The 26,377-nt window shown below is 72.4% G+C and carries 18 protein-coding genes; 8 read left to right on the top strand and 10 right to left on the bottom strand.

Annotation, left to right across the window (positions count from 1 at the left end; genetic code table 11):
- The first annotated feature begins 26 nt into the window (after positions 1 to 26).
- A complete protein-coding gene (glgX, locus tag ABD241_RS02610) occupies positions 27 to 2,150 on the top strand; it encodes a glycogen debranching protein GlgX (protein ID WP_344058142.1) in 2,124 nt (707 codons plus the stop codon).
- Between the two features lie 102 nt (positions 2,151 to 2,252).
- Here glgX and glgP read toward each other — a convergent pair whose 3' ends face one another.
- On the bottom strand, positions 2,253 to 4,841 hold the full coding sequence (glgP, locus tag ABD241_RS02605; protein ID WP_344058140.1) for an alpha-glucan family phosphorylase: 2,589 nt from the start codon (positions 4,839 to 4,841) through the stop codon (positions 2,253 to 2,255).
- Positions 4,842 to 4,962: 121 nt separating this feature from the next.
- Between glgP and ABD241_RS02600 the strand changes: the two genes are divergently transcribed.
- From ABD241_RS02600 to ABD241_RS02575, 6 genes are read left to right on the top strand one after another with little or no spacing between them, the layout of a single operon-like run.
- Positions 4,963 to 7,158 carry an alpha-1,4-glucan--maltose-1-phosphate maltosyltransferase gene (locus tag ABD241_RS02600; protein WP_425580657.1) on the top strand — a complete coding sequence of 732 codons (2,196 nt, stop codon included), beginning with the start codon at positions 4,963 to 4,965 and terminating at the stop codon, positions 7,156 to 7,158.
- Between the two features lie 4 nt (positions 7,159 to 7,162).
- The gene (treS, locus tag ABD241_RS02595) at positions 7,163 to 8,869 is read left to right on the top strand and encodes a maltose alpha-D-glucosyltransferase (protein WP_344058137.1); all 1,707 of its coding nucleotides are present in this window, start codon (positions 7,163 to 7,165) and stop codon (positions 8,867 to 8,869) included.
- On the top strand, positions 8,869 to 10,296 hold the full coding sequence (locus ABD241_RS02590) for a maltokinase N-terminal cap-like domain-containing protein (protein ID WP_344058134.1): 1,428 nt from the start codon (positions 8,869 to 8,871) through the stop codon (positions 10,294 to 10,296). Before treS ends, ABD241_RS02590 begins: the two co-directional genes overlap by 1 nt.
- Complete coding sequence (gene glgB, locus ABD241_RS02585; RefSeq protein WP_344058132.1) at positions 10,293 to 12,668, top strand: 1,4-alpha-glucan branching protein GlgB; 2,376 nt, start codon at positions 10,293 to 10,295, stop codon at positions 12,666 to 12,668. The genes ABD241_RS02590 and glgB overlap by 4 nt, the downstream gene beginning before the upstream one ends.
- Positions 12,665 to 14,311 carry a phosphoglucomutase (alpha-D-glucose-1,6-bisphosphate-dependent) gene (gene pgm, locus ABD241_RS02580; RefSeq protein ID WP_344058130.1) on the top strand — a complete coding sequence of 549 codons (1,647 nt, stop codon included), beginning with the start codon at positions 12,665 to 12,667 and terminating at the stop codon, positions 14,309 to 14,311. Before glgB ends, pgm begins: the two co-directional genes overlap by 4 nt.
- Positions 14,308 to 14,814 carry a hypothetical protein gene (locus tag ABD241_RS02575; RefSeq protein ID WP_344058128.1) on the top strand — a complete coding sequence of 169 codons (507 nt, stop codon included), beginning with the start codon at positions 14,308 to 14,310 and terminating at the stop codon, positions 14,812 to 14,814. The genes pgm and ABD241_RS02575 overlap by 4 nt, the downstream gene beginning before the upstream one ends.
- 67 nt (positions 14,815 to 14,881) lie before the next feature.
- Here ABD241_RS02575 and ABD241_RS02570 read toward each other — a convergent pair whose 3' ends face one another.
- The 7 genes from ABD241_RS02570 to ABD241_RS02540 all read right to left on the bottom strand — a co-directional run bounded on the left by ABD241_RS02570 (position 14,882) and on the right by ABD241_RS02540 (position 22,990).
- The gene (locus ABD241_RS02570) at positions 14,882 to 15,826 is read right to left on the bottom strand and encodes a tetratricopeptide repeat protein (RefSeq protein ID WP_344058126.1); all 945 of its coding nucleotides are present in this window, start codon (positions 15,824 to 15,826) and stop codon (positions 14,882 to 14,884) included.
- A 14-nt stretch (positions 15,827 to 15,840) separates the two neighbouring features.
- Positions 15,841 to 16,764: a hypothetical protein gene (locus tag ABD241_RS02565; RefSeq protein ID WP_344058124.1), complete on the bottom strand. Its 924-nt coding sequence runs from the start codon at positions 16,762 to 16,764 to the stop codon at positions 15,841 to 15,843.
- Positions 16,765 to 17,043: 279 nt separating this feature from the next.
- The gene (locus ABD241_RS02560; protein ID WP_344058122.1) at positions 17,044 to 17,799 is read right to left on the bottom strand and encodes an ABC transporter ATP-binding protein; all 756 of its coding nucleotides are present in this window, start codon (positions 17,797 to 17,799) and stop codon (positions 17,044 to 17,046) included.
- The gene (locus ABD241_RS02555; protein WP_344058120.1) at positions 17,796 to 18,746 is read right to left on the bottom strand and encodes an ABC transporter ATP-binding protein; all 951 of its coding nucleotides are present in this window, start codon (positions 18,744 to 18,746) and stop codon (positions 17,796 to 17,798) included. Before ABD241_RS02555 ends, ABD241_RS02560 begins: the two co-directional genes overlap by 4 nt.
- Positions 18,743 to 21,964: an FtsX-like permease family protein gene (locus tag ABD241_RS02550; RefSeq protein WP_344058118.1), complete on the bottom strand. Its 3,222-nt coding sequence runs from the start codon at positions 21,962 to 21,964 to the stop codon at positions 18,743 to 18,745. Before ABD241_RS02550 ends, ABD241_RS02555 begins: the two co-directional genes overlap by 4 nt.
- Positions 21,965 to 22,173: 209 nt before the next feature.
- Complete coding sequence (locus tag ABD241_RS02545) at positions 22,174 to 22,683, bottom strand: GNAT family N-acetyltransferase (RefSeq protein WP_344058116.1); 510 nt, start codon at positions 22,681 to 22,683, stop codon at positions 22,174 to 22,176.
- The gene (locus ABD241_RS02540) at positions 22,676 to 22,990 is read right to left on the bottom strand and encodes a thiamine-binding protein (RefSeq protein ID WP_344058114.1); all 315 of its coding nucleotides are present in this window, start codon (positions 22,988 to 22,990) and stop codon (positions 22,676 to 22,678) included. Before ABD241_RS02540 ends, ABD241_RS02545 begins: the two co-directional genes overlap by 8 nt.
- A gap of 199 nt (positions 22,991 to 23,189) precedes the next feature.
- Here ABD241_RS02540 and ABD241_RS02535 point away from each other — a divergent pair, with 199 nt between their 5' ends.
- A complete protein-coding gene (locus ABD241_RS02535) occupies positions 23,190 to 24,086 on the top strand; it encodes a type IV toxin-antitoxin system AbiEi family antitoxin domain-containing protein (RefSeq protein ID WP_344058112.1) in 897 nt (298 codons plus the stop codon).
- 50 nt (positions 24,087 to 24,136) lie between these two features.
- Here ABD241_RS02535 and meaB read toward each other — a convergent pair whose 3' ends face one another.
- Positions 24,137 to 25,102 (bottom strand): methylmalonyl Co-A mutase-associated GTPase MeaB, encoded by a 966-nt coding sequence (gene meaB / locus ABD241_RS02530; protein ID WP_344058110.1) that lies wholly within the window; start codon positions 25,100 to 25,102, stop codon positions 24,137 to 24,139.
- A 20-nt stretch (positions 25,103 to 25,122) separates the two neighbouring features.
- A complete protein-coding gene (locus ABD241_RS02525) occupies positions 25,123 to 26,328 on the bottom strand; it encodes an acetyl-CoA C-acetyltransferase (protein ID WP_344058108.1) in 1,206 nt (401 codons plus the stop codon).
- Between the last annotated feature and the right edge of the window lie 49 nt (positions 26,329 to 26,377).

The raw sequence follows: 26,377 nt of genomic DNA, 5'->3' as shown, positions 1-26,377 counted from the left end.
GACACATGTGCCCATCCCCTCCCGCGATGCCCGATCTGCCTCCGGAGCCGGGCGTCCACCTGACAGGCGAGGGAGCGCAGTTCGCCGTCTACGCGGGGCACGCGAGGGGCGTGGAGGTGTGCCTCTTCGACACCGGGCCCGACGGCTCCGTCACGGAGCGGCGGCTGCCGCTCCGGCACCACGCGTACGGCACGTGGTACGACGTCGTGCCGGACGTGGGGCCCGGCCAGCGCTACGGCTTCCGCGTCGACGGCGAGTGGGATCCGGACCGGTCCCTGCTGCACAACCCGGACAAGCTGCTCCTCGACCCGTACGCCCGGGCGGTCGAGGGCGAGGTGCGGCTCGACCCCGCGCTCTACGGCCACCGGGTCGGCGACGACCTGCGCGGCGACCTGTGGGTGCGCGACGAGCGCGACTCGGCGCCGTACATGCCGCGCTGCGTCGTCGTCGAGGACGAGTTCGACTGGGGCACGGACGAGCCGCCACGCCACTCCCTCACCGAGTCGCTCGTCTACGAGGTCCACGTCAAGAACGCGACGAAGCTGCACCCCGGCGTCCCCGAGCACCTGCGCGGGACGTATGCCGGACTGGCCCACCCCGCCTTCGTCGAGCACCTGCAGGGCCTCGGCGTGACCGCCGTCGAGCTGCTGCCGGTCCACACCTTCACCCACGAGCCCGACCTCGTGCAGCGCGGGCTGCGCAACCACTGGGGCTACAACACCCTGGGCTTCTTCGCGCCCCACGCGGCCTACGCCTCGACCGCCGACCCGCAGGGTGTGCTCGACGAGTTCAAGACGATGGTCAGGGACCTGCACGCAGCCGGCATCGAGGTCCTGCTCGACGTCGTCTACAACCACACGGCCGAGAACTCGCGCGAGGACCTGACCCTGTCGTGGCGTGGCCTGGACCAGCGGGCCTACTACCGCCTCGACGGGCGCGGACGCGACGTCGACGTCACCGGGTGCGGCAACACGCTCGACCTGACGCACCCGGTCGTCGCGCGCATGGTGCTGGACTCGCTGCGCTACTGGGTGCAGGAGTGCCACGTCGACGGCTTCCGCTTCGACCTGGCCGTGGCGCTCGGCCGGGGCAAGGACGACGGCTACGACCGCGACCACCCGTTCCTCGTCGCCCTGCGCACCGACCCGGTGCTCTCCCGCACCAAGCTCGTCGCCGAGCCGTGGGACCTCGGCATCCACGGCTGGCGCACCGGTCAGTTCCCGCCGCCCTTCTCGGAGTGGAACGACCGCTACCGCGACGCCACGCGCACCTTCTGGCTGCGCGACCTCGCCGCCTCCACCGCGGGCGGCGTCGGTCACGGCGTCCGCGAGCTCGCCACCCGCCTGGCCGGCTCGCAGGACCTCTTCGACGGCCACGACCGCGGCACCATCGCCTCGGTCAACTTCGTCACCGCCCACGACGGCTTCACGCTGGCCGACCTCACGGCATACGACACGAAGCACAACGCGGCGAACGGCCACAGCGGGACCGACGGCTCCAACGACAACCGGTCGTGGAACCACGGCATCGAGGGCCCCACCGACATCGCCGAGGTCGCCGCCGCCCGGCGGCGGTCGATGCGCAACCTGCTCGGGACGCTGCTGCTCTCGACCGGCGTGCCGATGCTGAACGCCGGCGACGAGCTGGGCCGCAGCCAGGGCGGCAACAACAACCCCTACTGCCAGGACAACGAGACGAGCTGGACGTCGTGGGACCTCGAGCCCTGGCAGGAGGACCTCCTGGAGACCACCCGTCACCTCGCGCGGCTGCGCCGCGAGCACCCGGTGCTGCGCCGGCGGGCGTTCTTCTCCGGAAGGCAGGTGGATGCCGACGGATCCACCGACCTGGCCTGGTTCGCGGCCGACGGCCAGCCCGTGGGGCCCCGTTGGGACGGTCCGGGCCTCAACGTCCTGCAGGCGCTCTACAACGGCACCGCGCTCGGCCAGGACTCGGTGCTGCTCGTCGTGAACGGGTGGGCCTGGCCGGTCGACGTCACCCTCCCCCGGGCGCCGGGCGTCACGGCGTACCAGCTGCTCTGGGACAGCGTCGACGAGCGCCCCACGTGCGCCGCGGAGCTCGCCGACCCGGGCACGACCGTGCCCATGGAGTCGGCCTCCATGCGCGTCTGGCGCGCCCTCGGGCCCGGCTGACACGCGGCCGGCGCAGCGCCGCCACACCGCTCGGCGCGCACCCCGGAGGTGTGCCGAGAGCCCGGACCCACGCGGGTCCGGGCTCTCGGTCGTGGTGAGGTGTCAGGCGTTGCGCGCGAGCCCCAGCTCGGCGGCGCTGGCGAGCCCGGCGTGCTTGGGCACGACCCGGACGCTGTAGCCGAACGAGCCGGTGCGACGCAGCGGCTGCGAGCCGGCGAACTGGTGCCGGCCGTCCTCGTAGGACTCGACGAGCTGCAGCGGCGCGACCTCGGTGCCCCAGAGCTCGTCGCCCTCGGTGACGTGCCCGTGCACGAGCTGGACGTCGACGTCGTCCGGGGTCAGCCCGTCGAGCGAGACGTAGGCGCGCAGGTCGAGGACGTCCCCGATCTGCGGTGAGTCCGACAGCCCGGAGGGCTCGACGTGCTCGACCTTGACCTTGGGCCACGCGGCGTGGACCTTGGCCTTGTAGGCGGCGAGGTCCTTGGCGCCGGCGAAGTCGGAGGCACCCACCGAGCGCCCCGCACCGGCGGCCGGGCTGTAGAGCTTCCCGGTGTAGTCCTCGACCATGCGGCTCGCCAGCACCTTCGGGCCCAGCGTCTTGAGGGTGTGGGTCATCATCGCGATCCAGCCCTGCGGCAGGCCGGCGGCGTCGCGGTCGTAGAACTTCGCCGCGACGTCGTGCTCGATGAGGTCGTAGAGCGCGGAGGCCTCGATGTCGTCACGCCGGTCGGCGTCCTCGACACCGTCGGCGGTCGGGATCGCCCAGCCGTTGCGGCCGTCGAACCACTCGTCCCACCAGCCGTCGAGGATCGAGAGGTTGAGCCCGCCGTTGAGGGCGGCCTTCATGCCCGAGGTGCCGCACGCCTCGAACGGGCGCAGGGGGTTGTTGAGCCAGACGTCGCAGCCCGGGTAGAGGTGCTGGGCCATGGCGATGTCGTAGTTGGGCAGGAAGACGATGCGGTGGCGCACCTCGGGGTCGTCGGCGAACCGGACCATCTCCTGGATGAGGCGCTTGCCGGTCTCGTCGGCGGGATGCGACTTGCCGGCGATCACGAGCTGGACCGGACGGGTCGGGTGCAGCAGCAGCGCCTTGAGGCGCTGGGGGTCACGCAGCATCAACGTCAGGCGCTTGTAGGTGGGCACGCGCCGGGCGAAGCCGATCGTGAGCACGTCCGGGTCGAGGACGTCCTCGACCCAGCCGAGCTCGGCGTCGCTCGCGCCGCGCTTGTGCCACGAGGAGCGCACGCGGCGACGGACGTCCGCGACGAGCTTCTCGCGCATCTCACGCTTGGTGGACCAGACGGCGTCAGCCGGCACCTCGTCGATGCGGTTCCAGGCGTCCTGCCCCGCGATGTCGGCGGTGCCGAGGTGCTTGCGGGCCACGTCGTAGACGGCACGGTCGACCCACGTCGGGGCGTGGACACCGTTGGTGATGCTGGTGATCGGCACCTCGTCGTCGTCGAAGCCCGGCCACAGGCCGTCGAACATCTCGCGGCTGACGACACCGTGCAGCTGGGAGACGCCGTTGGCGCGCTGTGCGAGGCGCAGGCCCATGACGGCCATGTTGAAGATGCCGGGCTGGCCGCCCTCGTAGTCCTCGGCGCCCAGGGCGAGGAGCCGCTCGACGGGCACGCCGGGGATGGCGTTGGCGCCGCCGAAGAAGAGGTTGATCTTGGCGGCGTCGAAACGGTCGATGCCGGCCGGGACGGGGGTGTGCGTGGTGAACACGGTCGCCGCGCGCACGGCCTCGAGGGCCTCGTCGAAGGTCAGGCCGTGGTCGCGGACGAGCTCGGTGATGCGCTCGACGCCGAGGAAGCCGGCGTGACCCTCGTTGGTGTGGTAGACCTCCGGCGTCGGTGCGCCGGACAGGCGCGACCAGAGGCGCAGCGCACGCACGCCGCCGATGCCGAGGAGCAGCTCCTGCTCGAGGCGGGTGTCGCCTCCGCCGCCGTAGAGGGACTCGGTGACCTTGCGGGTCTGCTCGTCGTTGCCGGGCACGTCGGAGTCGAGCAGCAGCAGCGGGACGCGGCCGACCTGCGCCTTCCAGACGTGGGCGTGCAGCTGGCGGCCGGCGGGCAGGTTGACGGTCACGACCGCGGGCGTGCCGTCGTCCTCGCGCAGCAGCGACAGGGGCAGGCCGTCGGGGTCGAGGACGGGGTAGGTCTCGACCTGCCAGCCGTCGCGGTTGAGGGACTGCTTGAAGTAGCCGGTCTTGTAGAAGAGGCCGACGCCGACGATCGGCACGCCGAGGTCGGACGCGGACTTGAGGTGGTCGCCGGCGAGGATGCCGAGCCCGCCGGAGTACTGGGGCAGCACGGAGGTGATGCCGAACTCGGGGCTGAAGTAGGCGATCGCGGCGGGCGCGGCCTTGCCGGCGGCCTCCTGCTCACGACTCCAGGACTGGTACCAGCGCTCGTCGGTGAGGTAGTGGTGGAGGTCCTCGTTGGCGCGCACGACGTTCGCGACGAACTCGTCGTCGGCGGCGAGAGCGGCGAGCTCGTCGGAGGAGAGGCGGGAGAGGAGCTTGACAGGGTCCTCGCCCGCCTGGGCCCACTTGCGGGGGCTGATGCTCTCGAACAGGTCGCGGGTCGGCGGGTGCCAGGACCAGCGGAGGTTGCTCGCGAGGACGCCGAGTCCTTCGATGCGGCTCGGCAGAACGGTACGGACGCTGAAGCGTCGGATGGCCTTCACAAGGCGACAGCATAGAGGGCGCGATGACGGCTTCTTGCAGATCTTGCAGCGAGGTTTCACCCACCGGACCGCGGGCGAACGCCTCATGCCTTATGCGCCGCATGTTCGATACGGTCGACGGGTGACCGGCTCAGCGAAGAAGTCTCGTCCCAGCAGGCCAACCCGAGTGCGCAACGCCGCCCCCAAGCGTGCGGATGCCACCCCGACAGCAGACACCGCGTTCGTCGACGACACCGAGGCCGGAGCCGTGCACCTGGCTCCCGCCCACCCCGTGAGCACCCCACCGACCGTAGAGGGTATGCCGGGTGGCGCGCTCCCGATGGGCCGCATCCCCGTCAGCGACGTCCGCCCGCTCGTCGACTGCGGCCGGCGCCCGGCCAAGTCCGTGGTGGGCGAGGAGTTCACCGTCAAGGCCAAGGTGTTCCGTGAGGGACACGACGCGGTCAACGCGACGGCGGTCCTGACCGACCCCGATGGGGGCGAGCACTACTTCGCGATGCACAGCGTCAACCCGGGCCTGTCCGAGTGGTCGACCACCGTCGTGGCCGACCGCGAGGGCTGGTGGACCTACCGCGTCGAGGGCTGGTCCGACCCCTACGCGACCTGGGTCCACGACGCCGGCATCAAGATCGCGGCCGGCGTCGACGAGGACCTCATGTGCGCCGAGGGGGTCCGCGTGCTCGAGCGGTTCGCCGAGTCGGTGCGCGGCCTGGGCGTCGACGCCTCCGCCATCGACCAGGGCATCGTCGCCCTCGGCGACAACCGCAGCCCGGCCGCCCACCGCTTCGGCGCCGCGACCTCGCCCGAGATCCAGGGCCTCGCCTCGCTGGTCCCGCTGCGCGAGTTCGTGTCGAGCTCACCGGCATACTCCCTGCACGTCGAGCGCGAGCGTGCGCTCTACGGGGCGTGGTACGAGATCTTCCCGCGCTCCGAGGGCGCCCACCGCGACGAGAAGACCGGCGAGTGGGTGTCCGGCACGTTCCGCACCGCCGCCGAGCGGCTGCCCGCCATCGCCGAGATGGGGTTCGACGTCGTCTACCTCACGCCGATCCACCCCATCGGCACGACGGCTCGCAAGGGGCGCAACAACACCTTGGCGGCGCAGCCCGGCGACCCCGGATCTCCCTACGCCATCGGCTCGCCCGACGGTGGGCACGACGCGATCCACCCCGACCTCGGGACCTTCGAGGACTTCGACCACTTCGTCGCCGAGGCGAGGCGCAACGGCCTGGAGGTGGCCCTCGACATCGCGCTGCAGGCCTCCCCCGACCACCCGTGGGTGCAGACCCACCCGTCGCTCTTCACGACGCGCGCCGACGGCTCCATCGCCTACGCCGAGAACCCGCCGAAGAAGTACCAGGACATCTACCCCCTGAACTTCGACAACGACCCTGCCGCGGCCTACGCCGAGGTGCGCCGGGTCATCCAGGTCTGGCTCGACCACGGCGTCCGCATCTTCCGCGTCGACAACCCGCACACCAAGCCGGTCGCCTTCTGGCAGTGGCTGATCGCCGACGTCGCGCTGGAGCACCCCGAGACGATCTGGCTGTCCGAGGCCTTCACCAAGCCGGCGATGATGCACGAGCTGGCCAAGGCCGGCTTCCAGCAGAGCTACACCTACTACGCGTGGCGCAACGCCCGGTGGGAGCTCGAGGAGTACGGCCGCGAGCTGGCCGGCGACGAGACCGGCGCGGCATACATGCGCCCGTCGTTCTGGCCCACCACGCACGACATCCTCACGCCCTACATGCAGTACGGCGGGCCCACCGCCTGGAAGCTGCGCGCGGCCGTGGCCGCGACGATGTCGCCGACCTACGGCATCTACGCCGGCTACGAGCTCATGGAGCACGTGGCCCGGCCCGGCGCCGAGGAGCAGATCGACAACGAGAAGTACGAGTACAAGGACCGCCAGTGGTACCTCTACGAGCCGGGCGGCCCCCTCGAGAGCCGCTCGCTCGCGTGGTATCTCAAGCGGCTCAACGAGATCCGCGGCTGGCACCCCGCCCTGCGCTGGCTGCGCAACCTGCGCTTCCACTCCGCCGACGACGAGAACGTCCTCGTCTTCAGCAAGTCGCGCGTCGTCGACGCCGCAACCGGTGAGCGCGACACCGTCCTCGTCGTCGCCAACCTCGACCCCCACGCCAGCCGTGAGACCTGGGTGCATCTCGACATGGAGGCGCTGGGTATGGCGACATGGTCCACCTTCGACGCCCACGACCACATCACCAACCAGACGTGGGAGTGGCGCCAGGACAACTTCGTCCGTCTCGGGCCGGACTCCGAACCCGTCCACATCATCCACGTGAGGAGCCACTGACCGCATGCAGGGACTCAACCTCTCCCAGCCGGGGCTGAAGCACGACCCGCAGTGGTTCAAGAAGGCCGTCTTCTACGAGGTGCTCGTCCGCGCCTTCGCCGACTCCAAGGGGGTGGGAGCCGGCGACTTCACGGGCCTGATCCAGCGCCTCGACTACCTGCAGTGGCTCGGTGTCGACTGCCTGTGGCTGCCGCCCTTCTACGCCTCGCCGCTGCGCGACGGCGGCTACGACATCTCCGACTACAAGGCCGTGCTGCCCGAGTTCGGAACGCTGCCGGAGTTCACCGAGCTGGTCTCGCAGGCGCACGCCCGCGGCATCCGCATCGTGACCGACCTCGTCATGAACCACACGAGCGACCAGCACCCGTGGTTCCAGGCGAGCCGCGCCGAGCCCGACGGGCCCTACGGCGACTTCTACGTGTGGTCCGACACGGACGACGGCTACGACGACGCCCGCATCATCTTCGTCGACACCGAGGTGTCCAACTGGACCTTCGACCCGGTGCGCCGGCAGTTCTTCTGGCACCGCTTCTTCAGCCACCAGCCCGACCTCAACTTCGAGAACCCGGCGGTGCAGGAGGCGATGTTCGACATCGTCCGGTTCTGGATGGACCTCGGCATCGACGGCTTCCGGCTCGACGCAGTCCCCTACCTCTTCGAGGAGGAAGGGACCAACTGCGAGAACCTCCCGCAGACGCACGAGTTCCTCGCCCGGCTGCGCGCCATGGTCGACGCGGAGTATCCCGGCCGCATCCTGCTCGCCGAGGCCAACCAGCCGCCGGCCGAGGTGGTCGACTACTTCGGCACCGAGGAGGCGCCGGAGTGCCAGATGTGCTTCCACTTCCCGGTGATGCCGCGCCTCTTCTACTCCCTGCGCGAGGAGAAGGCCCACCCGATCATCGACGTGCTGGCCGACACCCCGGCGATCCCGAAGGGCACGCAGTGGGGCACCTTCCTGCGCAACCACGACGAGCTGACGCTCGAGATGGTCACGCCGGAGGAGCGGGCAGCGATGTACGGGTGGTACGCGCCCGACCCCCGGATGCGCGCCAACGTCGGCATCCGCCGCCGCCTCGCCCCGCTGCTCGACAACTCGAGGCCCGAGATCGAGCTGATCCACGCGCTCGTGCTCTCGCTGCCCGGCTCGCCGTGCCTCTACTACGGCGACGAGATCGGCATGGGCGACAACATCTGGCTCACCGACCGCGACGCGGTGCGCACGCCGATGCAGTGGACCCCCGACCGCAACGCCGGCTTCTCGAGCGTCGACCCGGGCAAGCTCTACCTGCCCGTGATCAGCAGCCTCGTCTACCACTACAACAACGTGAACGTCGAGGCGAACATGGCCTCCTCGGCCTCGCTGCTGCACTGGCTGCGCGGCATGCTGCAGGTCCGCAGCCGCCACCCCGTCTTCGGGCTCGGCGAGTTCCAGGTCGTCGAGGCGGACAACGACGCGATCCTCGCCTTCACCCGCGTGCTCTCGGGTGACCCCGACAACCCCGACGAGGCGGTGCTCTGCGTCAACAACCTCTCGAGCCGGCCGCAGGCGGCGACGATCCAGCTGCCGGAGCACCTGTCGGGACGCCAGCTCATCGACCTCTTCGGCGGCCAGGGGTTCCCGTGGGTCGCCAACGACGGCCGCGTCACCCTGACGCTCGGGTCGCGGGACTTCTTCTGGCTGCAGCTGCGCGGCGGGGAGGACAACCGCTGATGGCCATCGTGCACAAGAACGCCACGCTGACGCCGACGAAGACCGAGCTCGTGACCGAGTGGATGCCCCGCCAGCGCTGGTACCACGGCAAGGGCCACGTGCCGAAGCTGCGCCGCGTCGGCGGGTTCCGCTTCGAGGACCCCGAGGGCGAGGTCGGTTGCGAGACGCTGCTGCTCGCGGACGAGGCGGTCTCCCCCGCCGTGGTCTACCAGGTCCCGCTCACCTACCGCGCCGCCCCGCTCGAGGAGGCCGAGCACGCCCTGCTCGGCACCATGGAGCACAGCGTCCTCGGCACCCGCTGGGTCTACGACGGACCCCACGACCCCGTCTACGTCTCGCAGCTCATGGAGACGATCCTGGGCGCCCGCGTCTCCGACGAGGCCCAGGCCTCCGTGGGCAGCAACGCGCTGGCCACCGGGTCCTCGACGGGGCGGGTCGACGGCGTCGTGTCGTCGTCCAACGTGCTGAGCGGCGAGCAGTCCAACACCTCCGTCATCTGCCGCATGGCGGCGCGCGGTGGCGGACCGGCGGAGCCGCTGATCGTCAAGGTCTTCCGCACCCTCCAGGACGGCGACAACCCCGACGTCGTCGTGCAGTCCGCGCTCACCGAGGAGGGATCCGACCGGGTCCCGATGGCGATCGGCCACCTGGCGGGCGCCTGGGACGACCCCGCGGGTGGTCCGACGATGCAGGGGCACCTCGCCTTCGCGCAGGAGTTCATCCCCGGGGTCGAGGACGCCTGGCGCGTGGCGCTCGTCGCCGCCGCCTCTGGCACCGACTTCACCGCGCGGGCGCGCGACCTCGGCGTCGTGACGGCACAGATCCACACCGCCCTGGCCCACGCCCTCGGCACCCAGGAGGTCACGCCGCAGGCCCGCGAGGCCCTCGCCGTCTCCATGCGCGAGCGGTATGCCGCCGCCGTGGCGCTCGTGCCGGAGCTCGCCTCCTGCTCCGCAGCCGTCGACCGCGTCGTCGCCTCCGTCGGCGAGGTCCACTGGCCGCCGCTGCAGCGCATCCACGGCGACTACCACCTCGGCCAGGTCCTCGACGTGCCCGAGCGGGGATGGGTGGCACTGGACTTCGAGGGCGAGCCGCTGCGCCCGCTGGCCGAACGCGTACGCCCCGACCTCACGGCGCGAGACGTGGCCGGCATGCTGCGCTCCTTCGACTACGCCGCCGGCTCGGTCGCGCTGGCCGACCCGCCGGTCGACGCGACGGACTGGGCGGCGGCCTGCCGTGAGGCGTTCCTCGAGGGCTACGCGTCGGTCGCCGGCCGGCCCGACGCCGACGCGCAGACCCTGACCCGCGCCCTCGAGCTCGACAAGGCCCTCTACGAGGTGGTCTACGAGGCGCGCAACCGGCCCTCCTGGCTGCCCATCCCGCTCGGCGCCGTCGAGCGGCTCACCACCGAGGAAGGCACCCCATGACCACCGACACGAGCCAGGGCCCCTCGCTCGACGAGGCGGCGATCACCGCGTTCCTCCAGGGCCGCAACGGCCAGCCGCACGACCTGCTCGGCCAGCACCTCGGACCGGGCGGGCTCACCGTCACGGCGTTCCGCCCCTTCGCCACCCGCGTCGGGGCCCGCCTCGACACCGGTGACCGGGTCGAGCTGCACCACGTCCGCGAGGGCATCTGGTCGATGACCTCGCCCGACTTCACCTCGACGCACGACTACCGCCTGCTCGTCGAGTACGGCGACGGTGTCGAGCACGTCCAGGACGACCCCTACCGGTTCGCGCCGACGCTCGGCGAGATCGACCGGCACCTGATCAACGAGGGACGGCACGAGCAGCTGTGGTCCGTCCTCGGCGCGCACGTGCGCCACTACCCCGGCCCGCTCGGCGAGGTCTGGGGCGTCTCGTTCGCGGTCTGGGCGCCGCGCGCCAAGGCCGTCCACGTCATCGGCGACTTCAACGGCTGGGACCGCCGCACCCACCCGATGCGCGCGCTGGGCGAGAGCGGCATCTGGGAGCTCTTCCTGCCCGGAGCCACGGAGGGGATGAACTACCAGTTCGCCGTCCGCGGCCCCGACGAGCTCGTCCGGCTCAAGAGCGACCCGATGGCGCGGATGACCGAGGTCGCGCCCAAGCAGGCGGCCATCGTCACCGAGACGCACTACGAGTGGCGTGACGGCGACTGGATGGAGCAGCGCCGCACCCGCAACGCGCACCAGGGCCCGATGAGCACCTACGAGGTGCACCTCGGCTCGTGGCGCCAGGGCCTGGGCTACCGCGGCCTGGCCGAGCACCTCGTCAACTACGTCCGCGACCTCGGCTTCACCCACGTCGAGTTCCTGCCCGTGATGGAGCACCCCTACGTCCCGTCCTGGGGCTACCACGTCACCGGCTACTACGCCCCGAGCTCGCGGTGGGGCACCCCCGACGACTTCCGCTACCTCGTCGACGAGCTGCACCGCGCCGGCATCGGCGTGCTGCTCGACTGGGTGCCCGGCCACTTCGCCACGGACGAGTGGGCGCTCGCCCGCTTCGACGGCCTGCCGCTCTACGAGCACCCGGACCCCCGCAAGGGATGGCACCCGGAGTGGGGCTCCAACATCTTCGACTACGGCCGTCCGGAGGTGCGCAACTTCCTCGTCGCCAACGCCCTCTACTGGCTCGAGGAGTTCCACGTCGACGGGCTGCGCGTCGACGGCGTGGCCTCGATGCTCTACCTCGACTACGCGCGCGACGCCGGTGCGTGGGTCCCCAACAAGGACGGTGGCCGCGAGAACCTCGAGGCCGTCGAGCTGCTCAAGGAGACCAACGGCACCGCGTACAAGCGGGTCGGCGGCATCGTCACCATCGCCGAGGAGTCGACGACGTGGCCCGGGGTCACGCGGCCCACCAACCAGGGCGGTCTCGGCTTCGGCTTCAAGTGGAACATGGGGTGGATGAACGACTCGCTGAAGTACCTCGGCGAGGAGCCCATCTACCGCAAGTACCACCACGGCAAGCTCACGTTCTCGCTCATGTACGCCTTCGACGAGAACTTCGTGCTGCCCATCAGCCACGACGAGGTCGTCCACGGCAAGGGCTCGCTGCTGCGCAAGTCCCGGGGCACCCGCGAGGAGCAGGTCGCGACCCTGCGCGCGTTCCTCGCCTACCTGTGGTGCCACCCCGGCAAGCAGCTGCTCTTCATGGGCTGCGAGTTCGGCCAGGAGTCGGAGTGGTCCGAGGGCCGCAGCCTCGACTGGTGGCTGCTCGAGCAGCCGCTGCACTACCGCGTGCACAACCTCGTCAAGGACCTCAACGCCATCTACAAGGGCAACCGCGCCCTGTGGGAGCTCGACGCCGACCCAGCCGGGTTCGAGTGGCTCGAGGCCGACGACGCCGCGCACAACACGTTCTCGTGGCTGCGCTTCGGCACGGGCGACCGGAGCACGGACGCGCCCGTCGTGGCCTGCATCATGAACTTCAGCGGTCGCACCCAGGAGTCCTACCGGATCGGCCTCCCGCGGGGCGGCAGGTGGACGGTGGTGCTCGACACCGCCGGCTACCATCCCGACGCCCCGAGCAGCGCCGGCGTCGTCCTCGAGGCGCGCCAGGAGGCGTGGCACCACCAGCCGTATGCCGTCGACGTGACGGTCCCCCGGCTCTCCACCGTCTGGCTCGTGCCGGTCGACCAGCCGGCGGGCCAGGTCGTCATCGGGACCGCAGAGGAGGTGTCCCCGCCGGTCAGCGCGGAGGTCATCGCCGACTCGATGGCCGAGGCGGCCGCCGACCCGGACGCCGAGCTCGGCTCGACCGGAGCGTCGGGCCAGGCCGCCACCTCGACCACGAACGGAGACCTGTCATGACGCACCCCCGCGCCGGCCAGCCGGCCCAGGCAGAGGACCTCGTCGACGTCGACGCGCTCGTCGGCGCCTACTACGACCGGCACCCCGACGTGGACGACCCGGACCAGCAGGTCGCGTTCGGCACCTCGGGCCACCGCGGGTCGAGCCTGCGCACGGCCTTCAACGAGGACCACATCCTCGCCACGACCCAGGCCATCGTCGACTACCGCGCCTCGCAGGGCTTCGACGGGCCGCTCTTCATCGGCCGCGACACCCACGGCCTGTCCGAGCCGGCGTGGCGCTCGGCCCTCGAGGTCCTCGTCGCCAACGGCGTGCAGGTGCTCGTCGACGACCGCGACGGGTTCACCCCCACCCCGGCCGTCTCGCACGCCATCCTGCGGGCCAACCGCGGGAAGGCCTCGGGCGCAACCGGTCTCGCCGACGGCATCGTCGTGACGCCGTCGCACAACCCACCGGCCGACGGCGGCTTCAAGTACAACCCGCCGCACGGCGGCCCCGCCGACACCGACGCCACCTCGGTCATCGCCAAGCGCGCCAACGACCTCATCCGCGACGGCCTCAAGGAGGTCAAGCGTGTCGCGTTCGACCAGGCCCGCGGCCGGGCCGGCGCCTACGACTTCCTCGGCAGCTACGTCGACGACCTCCCCCAGGTCGTCGACCTCGCGCGGGTCCGCGAGGCCGGCGTCCGCATCGGCGCCGACCCGCTCGGCGGTGCCTCGGTGGCCTACTGGGGCGAGATCGCCGAGCGGCACGGGCTCGACCTCACGGTGGTCAACCCGCGTGTCGACCCGCAGTGGGCCTTCATGACCCTCGACTGGGACGGCAAGATCCGGATGGACTGCAGCTCGCCGTCGGCGATGGCCTCGCTCATCCGCAACAAGGACGCCTACGACCTCTCCACGGGCAACGACGCCGACGCCGACCGGCACGGCATCGTCACGCCCGACGCGGGCCTGATGAACCCCAACCACTACCTCGCCGTCGCGATCCAGTACCTCTACGGCGGCGCCCGCCCCGGCTGGCCGGCGACGACGGCCATCGGCAAGACGCTGGTCTCCTCCTCGATGATCGACCGTGTCGCGGACGACCTGGGCCGCACCCTGCTCGAGGTGCCGGTCGGCTTCAAGTGGTTCGTGCCCGGCCTGCTCGACGGCTCCGTCGGGTTCGGCGGTGAGGAGTCCGCCGGCGCCAGCTTCCTGCGCCAGGACGGCACCGTGTGGTCCACCGACAAGGACGGGATCCTGCTCGCGCTGCTGGCCTCCGAGATCCTCGCGGCGACTGGGAAGACCCCCAGCCAGCACTACGCCGAGCTGACCGCGAGACACGGCGACCCGGCATACGCCCGCATCGACGCTGCGGCGTCGCGCGAGGAGAAGGCCAAGCTGGCCGCCCTCTCCCCCGACGACGTGACGGCCGAGACCCTTGCAGGAGAGACGATCACGGGCAAGCTCACCGAGGCGCCGGGCAACGGCGCACGCATCGGCGGGCTCAAGGTGACCACCGAGAGCGCCTGGTTCGCGGCGCGGCCGTCGGGCACCGAGGACGTCTACAAGATCTATGCCGAGTCGTTCCAGGGCCCGGAGCACCTGGCGCGGGTGCAGGCCGAGGCCAAGGACGTCGTGACGGCGGCCCTTGGCGGATGACCTCCACCGACCCCGGCGGGACTCCCGACCCGCGCGGCCGGCTCGTGCTCGTGACGGGCACTCGAGCGGACGACCGGGCCGCCTTGGCCTGCGCGGTCGCCGAGCGGCTCGAGCGGGCCGTCGTCGTCGACGGGGCGGCCCTCGAGGTCGCCGTCACGACCGGCCCGGTGGCGGGCTGGGACGAGCCACCGACCACGCAGCAGCTGCGACTGAGGCTGCTGCGGTGGTCGGCCGCGCTCGCGGTCGCCGAGACCTACCAGCTCGAGGGCTTCGACGCGGTCGTCGCCGAGGACGCCCTGGGTGACCGTCTCGAGGACTTCCTCGACCTCGTCGAGCCCGAGCCGGTGCACGTCGTGGTCCTGCGCGACCCGGTCGACGCGACGACGCCGCACTGGGGCCTGTCGCTGCCCGTGCCGGGTGACGACCGAGACCTGGCCGATCTGGCCGACCAGGTGGTCGAGCGCCTTGCCGAAGCCCTCGTGGCGACCACGGCGACCGACTGACCGGCGCGCACGGCCGGCGTGGGCACTCGAGGGTTCGGGTGCCCACGTCCCGTCCGGGGGTCGGCTCCTAGAAGAGGGCGCTCATGAGGGACTTGCGCGCCTTGGCGACGCGCTCGTCCGTCACGCCGACGACCTCGAAGAGCTCGACGAGGTGCTCGCGGGCCTTGTTGCGGTCGGCGTCGGCCGTCACCCGCACCGTGTCGATGAGCCGCAGGAACGCGTCCTCGACGTGGCCACCGAGCAGGTCGAGGTCGGCCACGAGGATCTGCGCGTCGACGTCGGTCGGCGCCGCGGCCGCAGCCGCGCGAGCCTCCTGCAGGTCGGCGCCCTGGGTGCGCTGCAGCAGGCCGACCTGCGCCAGGCCCAGCTTGGCATCGGTGTCGCCCGGGCTCTGGGCCAGCGCCTCACGGTAGGCGGCAGCCGCCCCGTCGAGGTCGCCCGCCTCGATGGCCTCGAAGGCCTTCTGGTGAAGGGGCGGCAGCGGCGGCTCGGCCGCCTCGTCCTCCGTCGGAGCGTCGGCGTCGGCCGCCACCGCGGTGCCGGTGACGCCGTGCTGCGCGGCGAGCTGCAGCACCTGGTCGATGACGGCCGTGATCTGTGCTTCGGGCTGGGCTCCCTCGAAGAGCGGCACGGGCTGCCGCTGCACGAAGGCGAAGCTGACGGGCACCGCCTGCACCTGGAAGGCCTGCAGGATGCCGGGGTTGGCGTCGACGTCCACGGTCACGAGCTGGAAGCGGCCGGCATACCGGCGCGCCACGGCGCCGAAGGTCGTGAGGAAGTCGGCCGACTCCTTCAGGCGAGGCGACCACAGCACCAGGACGACCGGGTACTGCGCGGACGCCTCGACGACGTCGCGGAAGGAGGCGTCAGTGCCCTCGATGACGAGGCCAGCACCGTCCTCGGAGGTGGAGCCCGCGCCGGAGGCGGGGCCAGCCTGCGGGGCCGGACGCTTGAGCGATGACAGGTCGACGGCACCGCGCAGTGCTGCTGCGGTGAATGGCTGGTGACTCATAGATCAATCCTGCCTCACCTGCCCGAGCCGGCGACGAGCTGGTCGGACGCCGCAACGATGCGGGCCTGCCCGGACGCGGGGATGACGATGGCGACGATCTCGTTGGAGGTGAGGTTGGCCTCCGTCGTGATCTGCTTGATGCCGGTCAGCAGTGTCAGCTCCTTGGCCGGGGTCAGCTTGACCGGGGTGCGCATGGCGATGGCGTCGTTGCGCACGAGATGGGCGAAGACGATGGCGCCGTTGCCGCCCTTGAGCCGCAGGCCGCCGAGCACACCCTTCGGGTCGTGCTCCTGGGTGAAGGCGCCCTGGTTGTTGAGGGCCTGCGACTGCGCCCGCGCCGACTGGCGCAGCTGCTCCGACAGCGGGTCGTCGGCGAGCACCTTGGTGGCCGTGGGGTCGGGGTACTTCACCGACGCCGCGAAGGCGGCCAGAGCGTCCTGGGGCCTGGTGGCCAGACCCTTGCCGTCGCCGATGGCGGCGGAGCCGTCGGTCGCCGGGTCGAGGGCGTCGAGCTTGGCATCGGGCAGCATCGGGGTGACGGCGGCAGCCTTGAACGGGCCACCCGGCGTGTCCGCGACGAGCAGCACCAGGACCGCGGCGCCCGTCTTCTTCAGCGTCGTCTGCGCGAGGATCTGCTGGGGCTTGTCCCCGCTGCGCGAGACGCCCAGCACCTTGACGCTGCTCGTCGCCAGCTCGGCCTCCGCCTTCTCGGCCGCGGTGCGGCCGGGGAGCGTCTTGGCGTAGGCGTTGGCCGACTCCAGCGCCGCACCCACGAAGGCCTTCTGGCGCGCCGCGGCTCCCGCCGGCGTCGCGTCCAGGGAGGAGGTGGCCGCGGCGGACACCGCGGAGGCGGCCGTCGTCTGGGCGGTCTCCGCAGCCATGGCGGGGCTGCCCGAGCCCGTCTCGCCGTCCGAGCTGCCGGTGCAGGCGGACAGCATGGCAGCACAGGCGAGCGCGGCGGCAATACCTCGTCGACGGATCGCGGGGCGGGGCATGGTGAAGCCTTTCGATGACACAGGGGGATGGCCGAAGCACACGGCCGCGACCCACGATACGCAGCCTCGCGCCCGCAACGACAATCCGGTAAAGCGGCCTGCCGCATACAAACCGGGGCACTTCGGACACGTTGTCCCCCCGACTTCGCGGCGGGGATGTCGGGCACGTCACGCCGGCTGTCGCGAGCGGCCCGAGCAGCGCCGCGCGCCACTGCCGATGCCTCAGGGTGCGGGGCTCACCCTGCCCTCGTCGAGCACGATGCGCCGCACGGCCCCGGCCGCGGCCTCGAGGTCGTGGGTCGCCATCACGACGGCAGCGCCGTCGGCGGCGAGCCCCTGCAGCAGCGCCAGCACCAGCTCCCGGTTCGCGTGGTCCAGCTCGGAGGTCGGCTCGTCGGCGAGCAGGATGCGTGGGCGAGCGGCGACTGCCCGGGCGACCGCCACCCGCTGCTGCTGCCCTCCGGACAGCTCCTCGACGAGGTGGTCCCCGGAGTCCCCGAGTCCCACGGCCTCCAGGGCCTCACGCGTGCGCGCCATCGCCTCCGAGGCGCGCACCCCTGCCTCGAGGAGCGGCACCAGGACGTTCTCCGCCGCCGTCAGCACGGCGGCGAGCCCGTTGCCCTGGGGCACCACTGCCACCCCCAGCCGGACGGTGGCCTCTCGGGCCCCGCTGGAGCGCACGGGGGCACCTGCGACGACGACCTGCCCGGTGACGGACGCCGCCGGGTCGAGCGCCCCCGCCAACGACGAGAGCAGGGTGGACTTGCCGGCTCCCGACGGCCCACTGACCGCCACCAGCTCGCCCGGGGCGACCTCCAGGGTCACGTCGTCGAGCGCCACGACCTCACCGAAGCGCACCCCGAGGCCGTATGCCGTCAGGCCGGCGGGTGCGGACGTGTGCCCGCGGTCCAGCCCGTCCGAGGCCCCGACGCCGGTCCGCTGCGAGCCGACCTCGCCGCTCCCACGCCGCCTGCTCATGCGTGCTCCCTCCCGGGCTGTGCGCGGGCGACAGGGCCCGCAGCCACGTCGTCGTCGCCCTCGCCCTCGCCCTCGAGACGCCAGACCGTCCCGTCGTACCTGAGTCGCACGAGCGAGCCTGGCGGGAAGTCGTCGAGGGCGGCGCCCGAGAGCGGCAGGGACCCGTCTGCCGACACGACGGCATACTCCTCCCCCAGCCGGCCCTCGGCGCCCACGCGCCCGTCCCGGATGGTGACCGTGCGGGGCAGCCGCGCGGCCACCTGCGGGTCGTGCGTCACGACGACGATGGTCGAGCCGAGCCGCTCGTTGATGCCGGTGAGGGCGTCGAGCACCCGGTCGCGGGACTCGTGGTCGAGCTGGCTCGTCGGCTCGTCCCCGAGGAGCAGGCCGGGGAAGCACGCCATGCCCACGGCGATGGCGGTCAGCTGGAGCTGTCCCGGAGCCAGGCTGCGCAGCGGTCGGTCGCCGAGCTCCTCGATGCCGAGCAGGGCCAGCACCTCCCGGACGTCGGGGACCTCGCGACCCAGCCGCCGCGCCCCGGCCTGTGCGAACTCGACGTTCTGCGCGGGCGTGAGGTAGGGCAGCAGGTTGCGGCCGGCGCCCTGCAGCACGAGACCCACGTCGCCCGCGCGGAAGTCGTCGAGGTCGGCCTGTCCCATCGACTTCATCTCGTGGTGCCCGACGTGGACCCGCCCGGCACTGGGCTCGAGCAGCCCCCCGAACACGGTCAGAAGGGTCGACTTGCCTGCGCCGCTCGGACCGAGCAGGCCGACGACCTCCCCGGCGGAGACTCGCAGGTCCACCCCGGACAGGGCCGCGACGTCGTGCCCCTCCGAGCGGTAGATGACCACGAGCCCACGGGTCGTCACGTCGAGCCCACGGCGGGCACCTCGGCTGGGGAACGACACGGCGTCGTCGAGCGGCGCGCGTGGTGCGAGGCGCCTCATGCCTGCTCCCGCACTCGAGTGACGGTGGCCCTGCGGGCCAGCCAGACGCCGAGGGCCGCGGCCACGAGGACGAGCCATGCCAGGGTCAGCGCGGCCGCCGTGGCCATGGGGGCGAGGGCCGGTCGCAGGTCGCGCACGAAGGTCTCCGACGGTGTCGTGAAGAACGGGACGAGCCCGAGCGACAGCCGGGCGCCCACCGCCCCGCACGCCGCGCCGACCGCGGCCGCCCCTGCGATGACGACGACCTGCTCGGCCACGGCGACCTGTCGCAGCCGCCGGGGAGGGACGCCGGCCATGCGGAGGGAGGCGAGGTCCTTGGACCTCGTGCGCCACGAGGTCACCGTGACCAGCAACAGGACCAGGGCACCGAGCACGAGTGCCACGACACCGATGACGATGGCGAGGCGCAGGGACCACGCCGATGCGGACCTGTCGTAGGACTCGCGCAGGGCCGCGAGGTCGGACCGCGCGAGCACCGTGACGCCCGCGGCCTCGAGGGCCTGCTGCACCGAGGGCGCCCGGGACGCGTCGCCGACCCACACCTCGATGGAGCCGCTCGCGTACAGCCGGCTCGCCTGCGCGGAGAGCGCGTCGTAGTCGACGAGCGCGACGTTCGTCGCGTCACCGGGTGCGACTGCCACCCGGGCGACCTCTCGCGTGCGCACGCTCGAGCCGCTGAACCCGACGATCGACTGGGTCTGCGAGCCGGTGTCGCCGTCCAGCGCGGGGACCACGACCACGGGCAGCGCCGGCGGCCCGGTCGTGAACGTGACGATGCCCCCGGTCGAGGCGAACGAGGCCCGTAGTCCGTCGGCGCCCTGCGGCGTGACCGCGGCGTAGCCGGGCCGGTCGGGTTGCAGGTCGCGCAGCGGGTACGCGATGCCGACCCCGTCCCAGGCGAGGTCGCCGAGCCGTATCGGCGGCGCCGCGTCGCTGCCGAGGGACCGGATCCGCACGTGACCGGCGATGAGCCTCGTCTCGGTCGCGGCCCGGTCGACGGAGATGCCCGTCAGGGTGCACGAGGCGGTGGCGCAGGGGATGCGGCCCGTCAGGCGGACAGGGCCGGCGGCGGAGAACGGCACGGAGCCGAGCGGGACGTTGAGGTCGGCCCCGGTGCTGTCGCGCAGCTCGAGACGGAAGGGGAGCACGTCCGGACCGTGGGGGGTCGAGGGGCCGTCACCGGCGGCGAGGTCTGCGCCGGGCAGCACCCTGTCGATGCCGAGGCCGTCGATCGTCACCGTCGCCAGCGTTCCCCGCAGCTCGGCAGAGCCGCCTGCGGAGGCGGAGAGCTGGGACCAGCCGATGCGCGCGGCCGTGGAGCCCCCGGGCTCGAGCGCCACCGCACGCATGGCCGCAGGCACGACGGCCATGGTGGCGAGCGAGCCGGAGTTGGCGGCGAAGAGGGTGGCGACAGGTGCCGTGAACCTCGAGCCGGGGTCGAGGCGGCGCAGCACGTCGCGGACGAGCCGGGGTTCCTTGGCGTCGGTCTGCAGCACGACCTGGGCGCCCGCCTCCAGGGTCGCCCGCTGCTCGCGGTTGCGTGCCGCGACGACGTAGGCGTCGGTCGCGAAGACGAGCAGAGCCGTGGCCACCGTGACGATGGCCACGAGCCGGCGGACCGCTGGGCGGCGCGCCAGCTGGACGGCCGTCAGCCCGCTGGCGACGTGCCCCCGGCGAAGCAGGTGGTGGCCGAGGCGGCTGGCCACGGGGACGACGACGAGCGCGAGCAGCAGGCCCACGGCGAAGGCGAGCAGTGCCGGCGTCGCCATCGCGAGGGGACCGGTGACGTTGCCGCTGACGATGGTCACCACCCCCGCGGCCGCGACGGTGATGACGACGGCGTCGAGCAGGCCCACGGCCAGGGTCCGTGGGCGCGGCGGCACCCGCCGCAACAGGGAGGGGATGGGCTCGCGCACCACGCGGCGGGCTGCGAGGAGCACCGCCCCGAGGGCGGCGGCGAGCGCGAGGAGCGCGGCGGCATACGCACCCGGTGGCACCTCGAAAGGGGCACCGTGCGGAAGCCAGAGGCGCGCGGCCACGACGTCGAGGAGGACCGCCAGCAGCGCCCCGAGCGGTACCCCCAGGGTGACGAGCGTCCCGAGCTCGCTGACGACGAGCCGACGGGCGCCGCGCACCCCCTCGCCGCGGAGACGGGCGAGGGCGATCTCGGGCCGACGCTGCTCCACCGCGGCCGAGGCGGCGAGCCCGAGCACGATCACGGCCAGGAGGGCCAGCTGGCCCATGAGCAGGGGAACCAGCAGCGCCGCCTGCTGTTGCCCGAGCACCACGGTGTGGCCGAGCTCGTCGAGGCCGCTGTGCAGGACCGGGGTGGTCGGCCCGTCGATGCGGCGGTCCTGGGCGACCCGGAGGTCGGCGAGCAGCCGCGGCAGCTGGTCGACACCGAGCGACTCACGCCGGAGGGCGTAGCTCAGGGTCGTGGTCGTGCCGGTGGGGACGGCGGAGAAGAAGGCTGGGGCCACGATCGGGGCATCGACCTTCGGCACCGAGGCGAGTCCCTGCACCGAGGTGGTCCCGGCGCGCCCCGTGAGCCGCAGGCCGAACCACGCCGTGTCGTCCGAGACCTGGTCGTAGGTGCCCACGACCACGGCCTGCTGCTGCGTCGATCCGCGGGGTGGCACACCCTCGGGCGCGGCCACGAGCCCCACGACGTCACCGACGTGCCATCCCTCGAACGCCGCCTCCGCCGTCGAGACGAGAACCTGTCCCGCCCGGGTCGGGCACGCGCCGGCGGTGACCCGCAGGTCGGCGCACCCGGCGAGGGGCGCGTAGGCCGTCGTGAGCACGTCCGCGCCGCCGCGTCGGTCCGACTGGCGCAGCAGCACCTGCCCGGAGACCCTGGCCACCGGCGCCTCGAAGGCCGCCCGCGCCGGGGACGGCATCGCGGTCGACACCCGAGTGGCGTCCGGCACCGTCTGCCCGTCCGACTGCGCCTCGGCCACGGCGGCCGTCGCCATCACCGTGCTCCTGGCCAAGGCGTCGCGCAGCAGCCCGTGCTCGACCGAGCGGGCGTAGAGCGGGCCGAACACGGCGGAGGCCGTGACCAGCGCCGACAGCAGCAGGAGCGACACCGCCTGGGCCGGTCGGTGTCGCGTCGTGGCGAGAAAGGTGCGGACGCTCGCGGCGCCGGACCAGCGGCGGCCCCCGCGCCGACGCCGGGTCCGCGACGCACCGGGTCGCCGCCGCTGTCGGCTCGTCATGACCGGACCCCCGTCCCGTTCGGCGCCGCGGCGCGCTCCCCTGTCGTCCCGCACGCCGCCACGGCGACCTCGCCGGCTGCGGCGGTGCGAGTCTGCACCTCGGGCTCCGGGTCGCGGGCGGTCGGTGCTGCCCTTCGCGCAGATCGTGACCTCTTCGCAACCGAATCCGGGCGGCGTCGGCTCGGTCGGTGTCGGTCTGCGCGGATCGGTCAGCGTGCCAGGCGGCGGATCATGCGGATCTCGGAGGTTCCGGTGGCCGGGTGCTGCGAGCGTCCGCCCTCGTCGACGAAGCCGCGGCGGGTGTAGAAGGCCCGGGCACGGGCGTTGTCCTCGACGACCCAGAGCGTGGCGTCACGCTCGCCGACGACCGCGTCCAGGAGGCGGTCGGCCATGCCGGTCCCCCGGGCGATCGGCAGCAGGTTGACGACGTACAGCTCCCACTCGGTCGGGGCGTCCTCGTCGCGGCTCGGACCGGCGCTGCCGAACCCGGCGATCCGATCCTCTGCGTCGACCACGAGCAGCGTCCGGACGTCCGGGCTGGTGGGCGAGGAGAGCCCTTCCCGCCAGTTCGCAGCCGACCGCTCCTCGCTCAGGCCGGCGAGGTAGTCGGCGGGCATGATCCCGGCGTACGCGTCGCGCCAGACCGCCATGTGGACCCGGCCGAGCTCGTCGCAGTCCTCGAGCGTCGGCGGCCGCAGGTCCCAGCCGTCGTCAGCCATCGCCCTGGCGCTCGAGGGCCTCCTCGAGCCGCTCCAGCTTGCCGTCGAGCTCACCGGTGAAGCCGGGGCGGATGTCCGCCTTGAGCACGAGGCTGACGCGGGGGGAGTTCTCGGCCAGCACGTCGCAGCACCGCTTGACGACGGCCATGCACTCGTCCCACTCCCCCTCGATCGTCGTGAACATCGCGTCGGTGCGGTGCGGCAGCCCGGAGTCGCGCACGACACGGATGGCTCGGGCGACCGCGTCGGACACCGATCCGGTGTCGTCGGCCGCGACGGTGGGGGCGACGGAGAAGGCGATCAGCATGCCGACACCGTATGCCGCCCGCACCCGTGCGCAGTCGCGTGCCCCCGGCACGCGGCTCGTCGTGGGCCCTGCGACATACGAAGTCGGTGGGTGTCGGCTTGGCCGGGCACGGTGGCCCGGCTCGGGCTCGGCTTCCAGTGTTCGTGGGGCCTGTGGACGACCCCCGCGGTGCGGGTGCCCGCGCCGACAGGGTGGACCGATGGACGCGGTCGAGCAGGCGATCCGGCGCCTTGGAGGTGTGGCGACTCGCTCCGAGCTGCGCGAGCTGGCGTCCAAGCGGCAGCTGCGCAGGGCCGTCGACTGTGGTGTCGTGCTGCGCCCGAGACGCGGTCGCTACGTGCTCGCCGAGGTCGACGCGGCCCGGGCCCTCGCCCACGGCCTCAGTGCCGTGGTCTCGCACCGTTCGGCTGCACTCGCCCATGGCTGGAAGGTCAAGACCGTGCCGACGCTCGCGGAGATCACGGTCCCGCCGGGCCGCAAGATCACTGCCGACAGCCGGAACAGGGCCAGCATCCGCAGCTCGCCCCTCGCGCCCGACGAGATCGTCAACGGCCTCACCTCACCTGTCCGGACGGTCGTCGACTGCGCTCGCTGGCTGCCCTTCGACGAGGCGCTCGCGATCGCCGACTCGGCCCTGCGGTCTCGATCGGTGCGTGCGACCGACCTGGCCCGGGCTGCTCACTCGGTCAGAGGTCCCGGCCGACCCGGGGTGCTCCGCGTGCTGCGACTCGCATCCGGCAATGCCGCGAACCCGTTCGAGTCCGTGCTGCGTGCCATCGCGTTGGACGTCCCCGGCCTCGACCCGCGGCCACAGGTCGGGATCGCCGTCGGGGCGGGCGAACGCATCACACCCGACCTGGTCGACGTGTCGCTGGGCATCGTCCTGGAGGCCGACAGCCATGAGTTCCACACCCGCAGAAGCCAGCTCGTCACGGACTGCTGGCGTTACGACGAGCTCGTGCTCGGCGGTTGGGATGTCTACCGCTTCACCTACGAGCACGTCATGCATCGGCAGGCATGGACCCGCTCGGTGTTGGAGCGGGCAGTGGTCAAGGCCCGCCGGACACAGCAAGTCCGCTGCCGCGTCCAGTGCTGAGCACGCACCACGGGAGCGCCCGGGACCTCGTGCGTCCGGAGGGTCACGCCTCAGGCGCCGAGCTGCTCCACGAGGCGGTCGGCGGCGGCATACGGGTCCAGGTGACCGGCGAGCACCTCACGGGCCAGCGTGACGACGCCCGCGTGGCCCGCCACGTGGGCGAAGCGGGCGCGCAGCGCGGCGAGTGCGATGGTCTCGATCTCGTCCGCGGCCCGGCGCTCGCGCCGGCGCGTGAGCTCGCCGTTCTCCTCGACGAAGGCGCGGTGCTTGTCGAGAGCCTCCATGACCTCGTCGATGCCGACCTTCTGTGACGCGACGGCCTTGACGACGGGAGGGCGCCACAGCCCGGGCTCGGTGCGGTCGCCGAGGGAGATCATGTGCCGCAGGTCGCGGACCGTCGCGTCCGCGCCGTCGCGGTCGGCCTTGTTGACGACGAAGACGTCGCCGATCTCGAGGATGCCGGCCTTCGCCGCCTGGATGCCGTCGCCCATCCCGGGGGCAAGGAGCACGACGGACGTGTCGGCGAGGCCGGCGATCTCGACCTCGGACTGGCCCACCCCGACGGTCTCGACGAGCACGACGTCGCACCCGGCGGCGTCGAGGACGCGGATGGCCTGCGGCGTCGTGAAGGACAGTCCGCCGAGGTGCCCACGCGAGGCCATCGAGCGGATGTAGACCTCGGGGTCCAGGGCGTGGTCCTGCATGCGGACCCGGTCACCGAGCAGTGCGCCGCCCGAGAAGGGGGAGCTCGGGTCCACCGCCAGCACCCCGACGCGCAGCCGCCGCTCGCGGAAGGCGCCGACGAGCGCCGTGGTCGTCGTCGACTTGCCCACGCCCGGCGAGCCGGTGAGGCCGATGACGTACGCGTTGCCGGAGTGGGGTGTCAGCGCCGCCATCACCTCACGCAGCGACTCGTGCCCGTCCTCGACGAGCGAGATGAGGCGGGCGACGGCACGCGGCGAACCCGCCCTGGCCGACTCGACCAGGGCGGGGACGTCGACGGCTCGGCGTGCCACGCGGTGCGGTGCCTCGCCGCTCAGGCGGACGCGGGGACGCGGACGATCAGGGCGTCGCCCTGGCCGCCGCCGCCACAGAGCGCCGCCGCACCGACGCCGCCGCCACGGCGCTTCAGCTCGAGAGCGAGGTGCAGTGCGATGCGGGCGCCGGACATGCCGATCGGGTGGCCCAGGGCGATGGCGCCGCCGTTGACGTTGACCTTGTCGAGGTCGATGCCGAGCTCCTGGGCGGAGGCGAGGCCGACTGCGGCGAAGGCCTCGTTGATCTCGACGAGGTCGAGGTCGGCGGGCGTGATGCCCTCCTTCTCGCAGGCCCGGGCGATGGCGCGCGCCGGCTGCTGCTGGAGGGTGGAGTCGGGGCCGGCGACGACACCGTGCGCGCCGATCTCGGCGAGCCAGGTCAGGCCGAGCTCCTCCGCCTTGGCCTTGCTCATGACGACCACCGCTGCGGCGCCGTCGGAGATCTGCGAGGCCGAGCCGGCCGTGATCGTGCCGTCCTTGCTGAAGGCCGGGCGCAGCCCGCTCAGGGACGCGGCCGTCGTGTCGGGGCGGATGCCCTCGTCGTTCTTGAAGACGATCGGCTCGCCCTTGCGCTGCGGGATGCTGACCGCGACGACCTCGTCGTCGAAGATGCCGTCCTTCCAGCCCTTGGCCGCCAGCTGGTGGCTGCGTGCCGAGAACTCGTCCTGCTGCTCACGGGTGAAGGCCTGGGAGCCGGTGTTGGCCTGCTCGGTCAGGGCGCCCATGGCCTGGTCGGTGAAGGCGTCCCACAGGCCGTCGTAGGCCATGTGGTCGCGCATCGTCACGTCGCCGTACTTGTAGCCCTCGCGCGACTTCGTCATCAGGTGCGGCGCGTTGGTCATCGACTCCTGGCCGCCGGCGACGACGACGTCGAACTCGCCGGCGCGGATCAGCTGGTCGGCCATGGCGATGGCGTTGATGCCCGAGAGGCAGACCTTGTTGATGGTCAGGGAGGGAACGGTCATCGGGATGCCCGCGGCGTGCGCGGCCTGGCGGGCCGGGATCTGGCCGGCGCCGGCCTGCAGCACCTGGCCCATGATGACGTACTCGACCTGCTCGGGAGCCACGCCCGCCTTCTCCAGCGCGCCCTTGATGGCGATGCCACCGAGGTCCGATCCGGAGAAGTCCTTGAGCGAGCCGAGCAGCCGACCCATAGGGGTGCGGGCGCCCGCGACGATCACGGAGGTGGGACGGTCAGCAGTCATGGTTCGTTGGCCTCTTCCGACGTCTTTGGTGGTGTCCCGACCACAATAG

It is taken from the genome of Terrabacter lapilli (genome assembly GCF_039531305.1).
GTDB lineage: Bacteria > Actinomycetota > Actinomycetes > Actinomycetales > Dermatophilaceae > Terrabacter > Terrabacter lapilli.
This window is presented reverse-complemented; position numbering and strand designations above follow the sequence as displayed.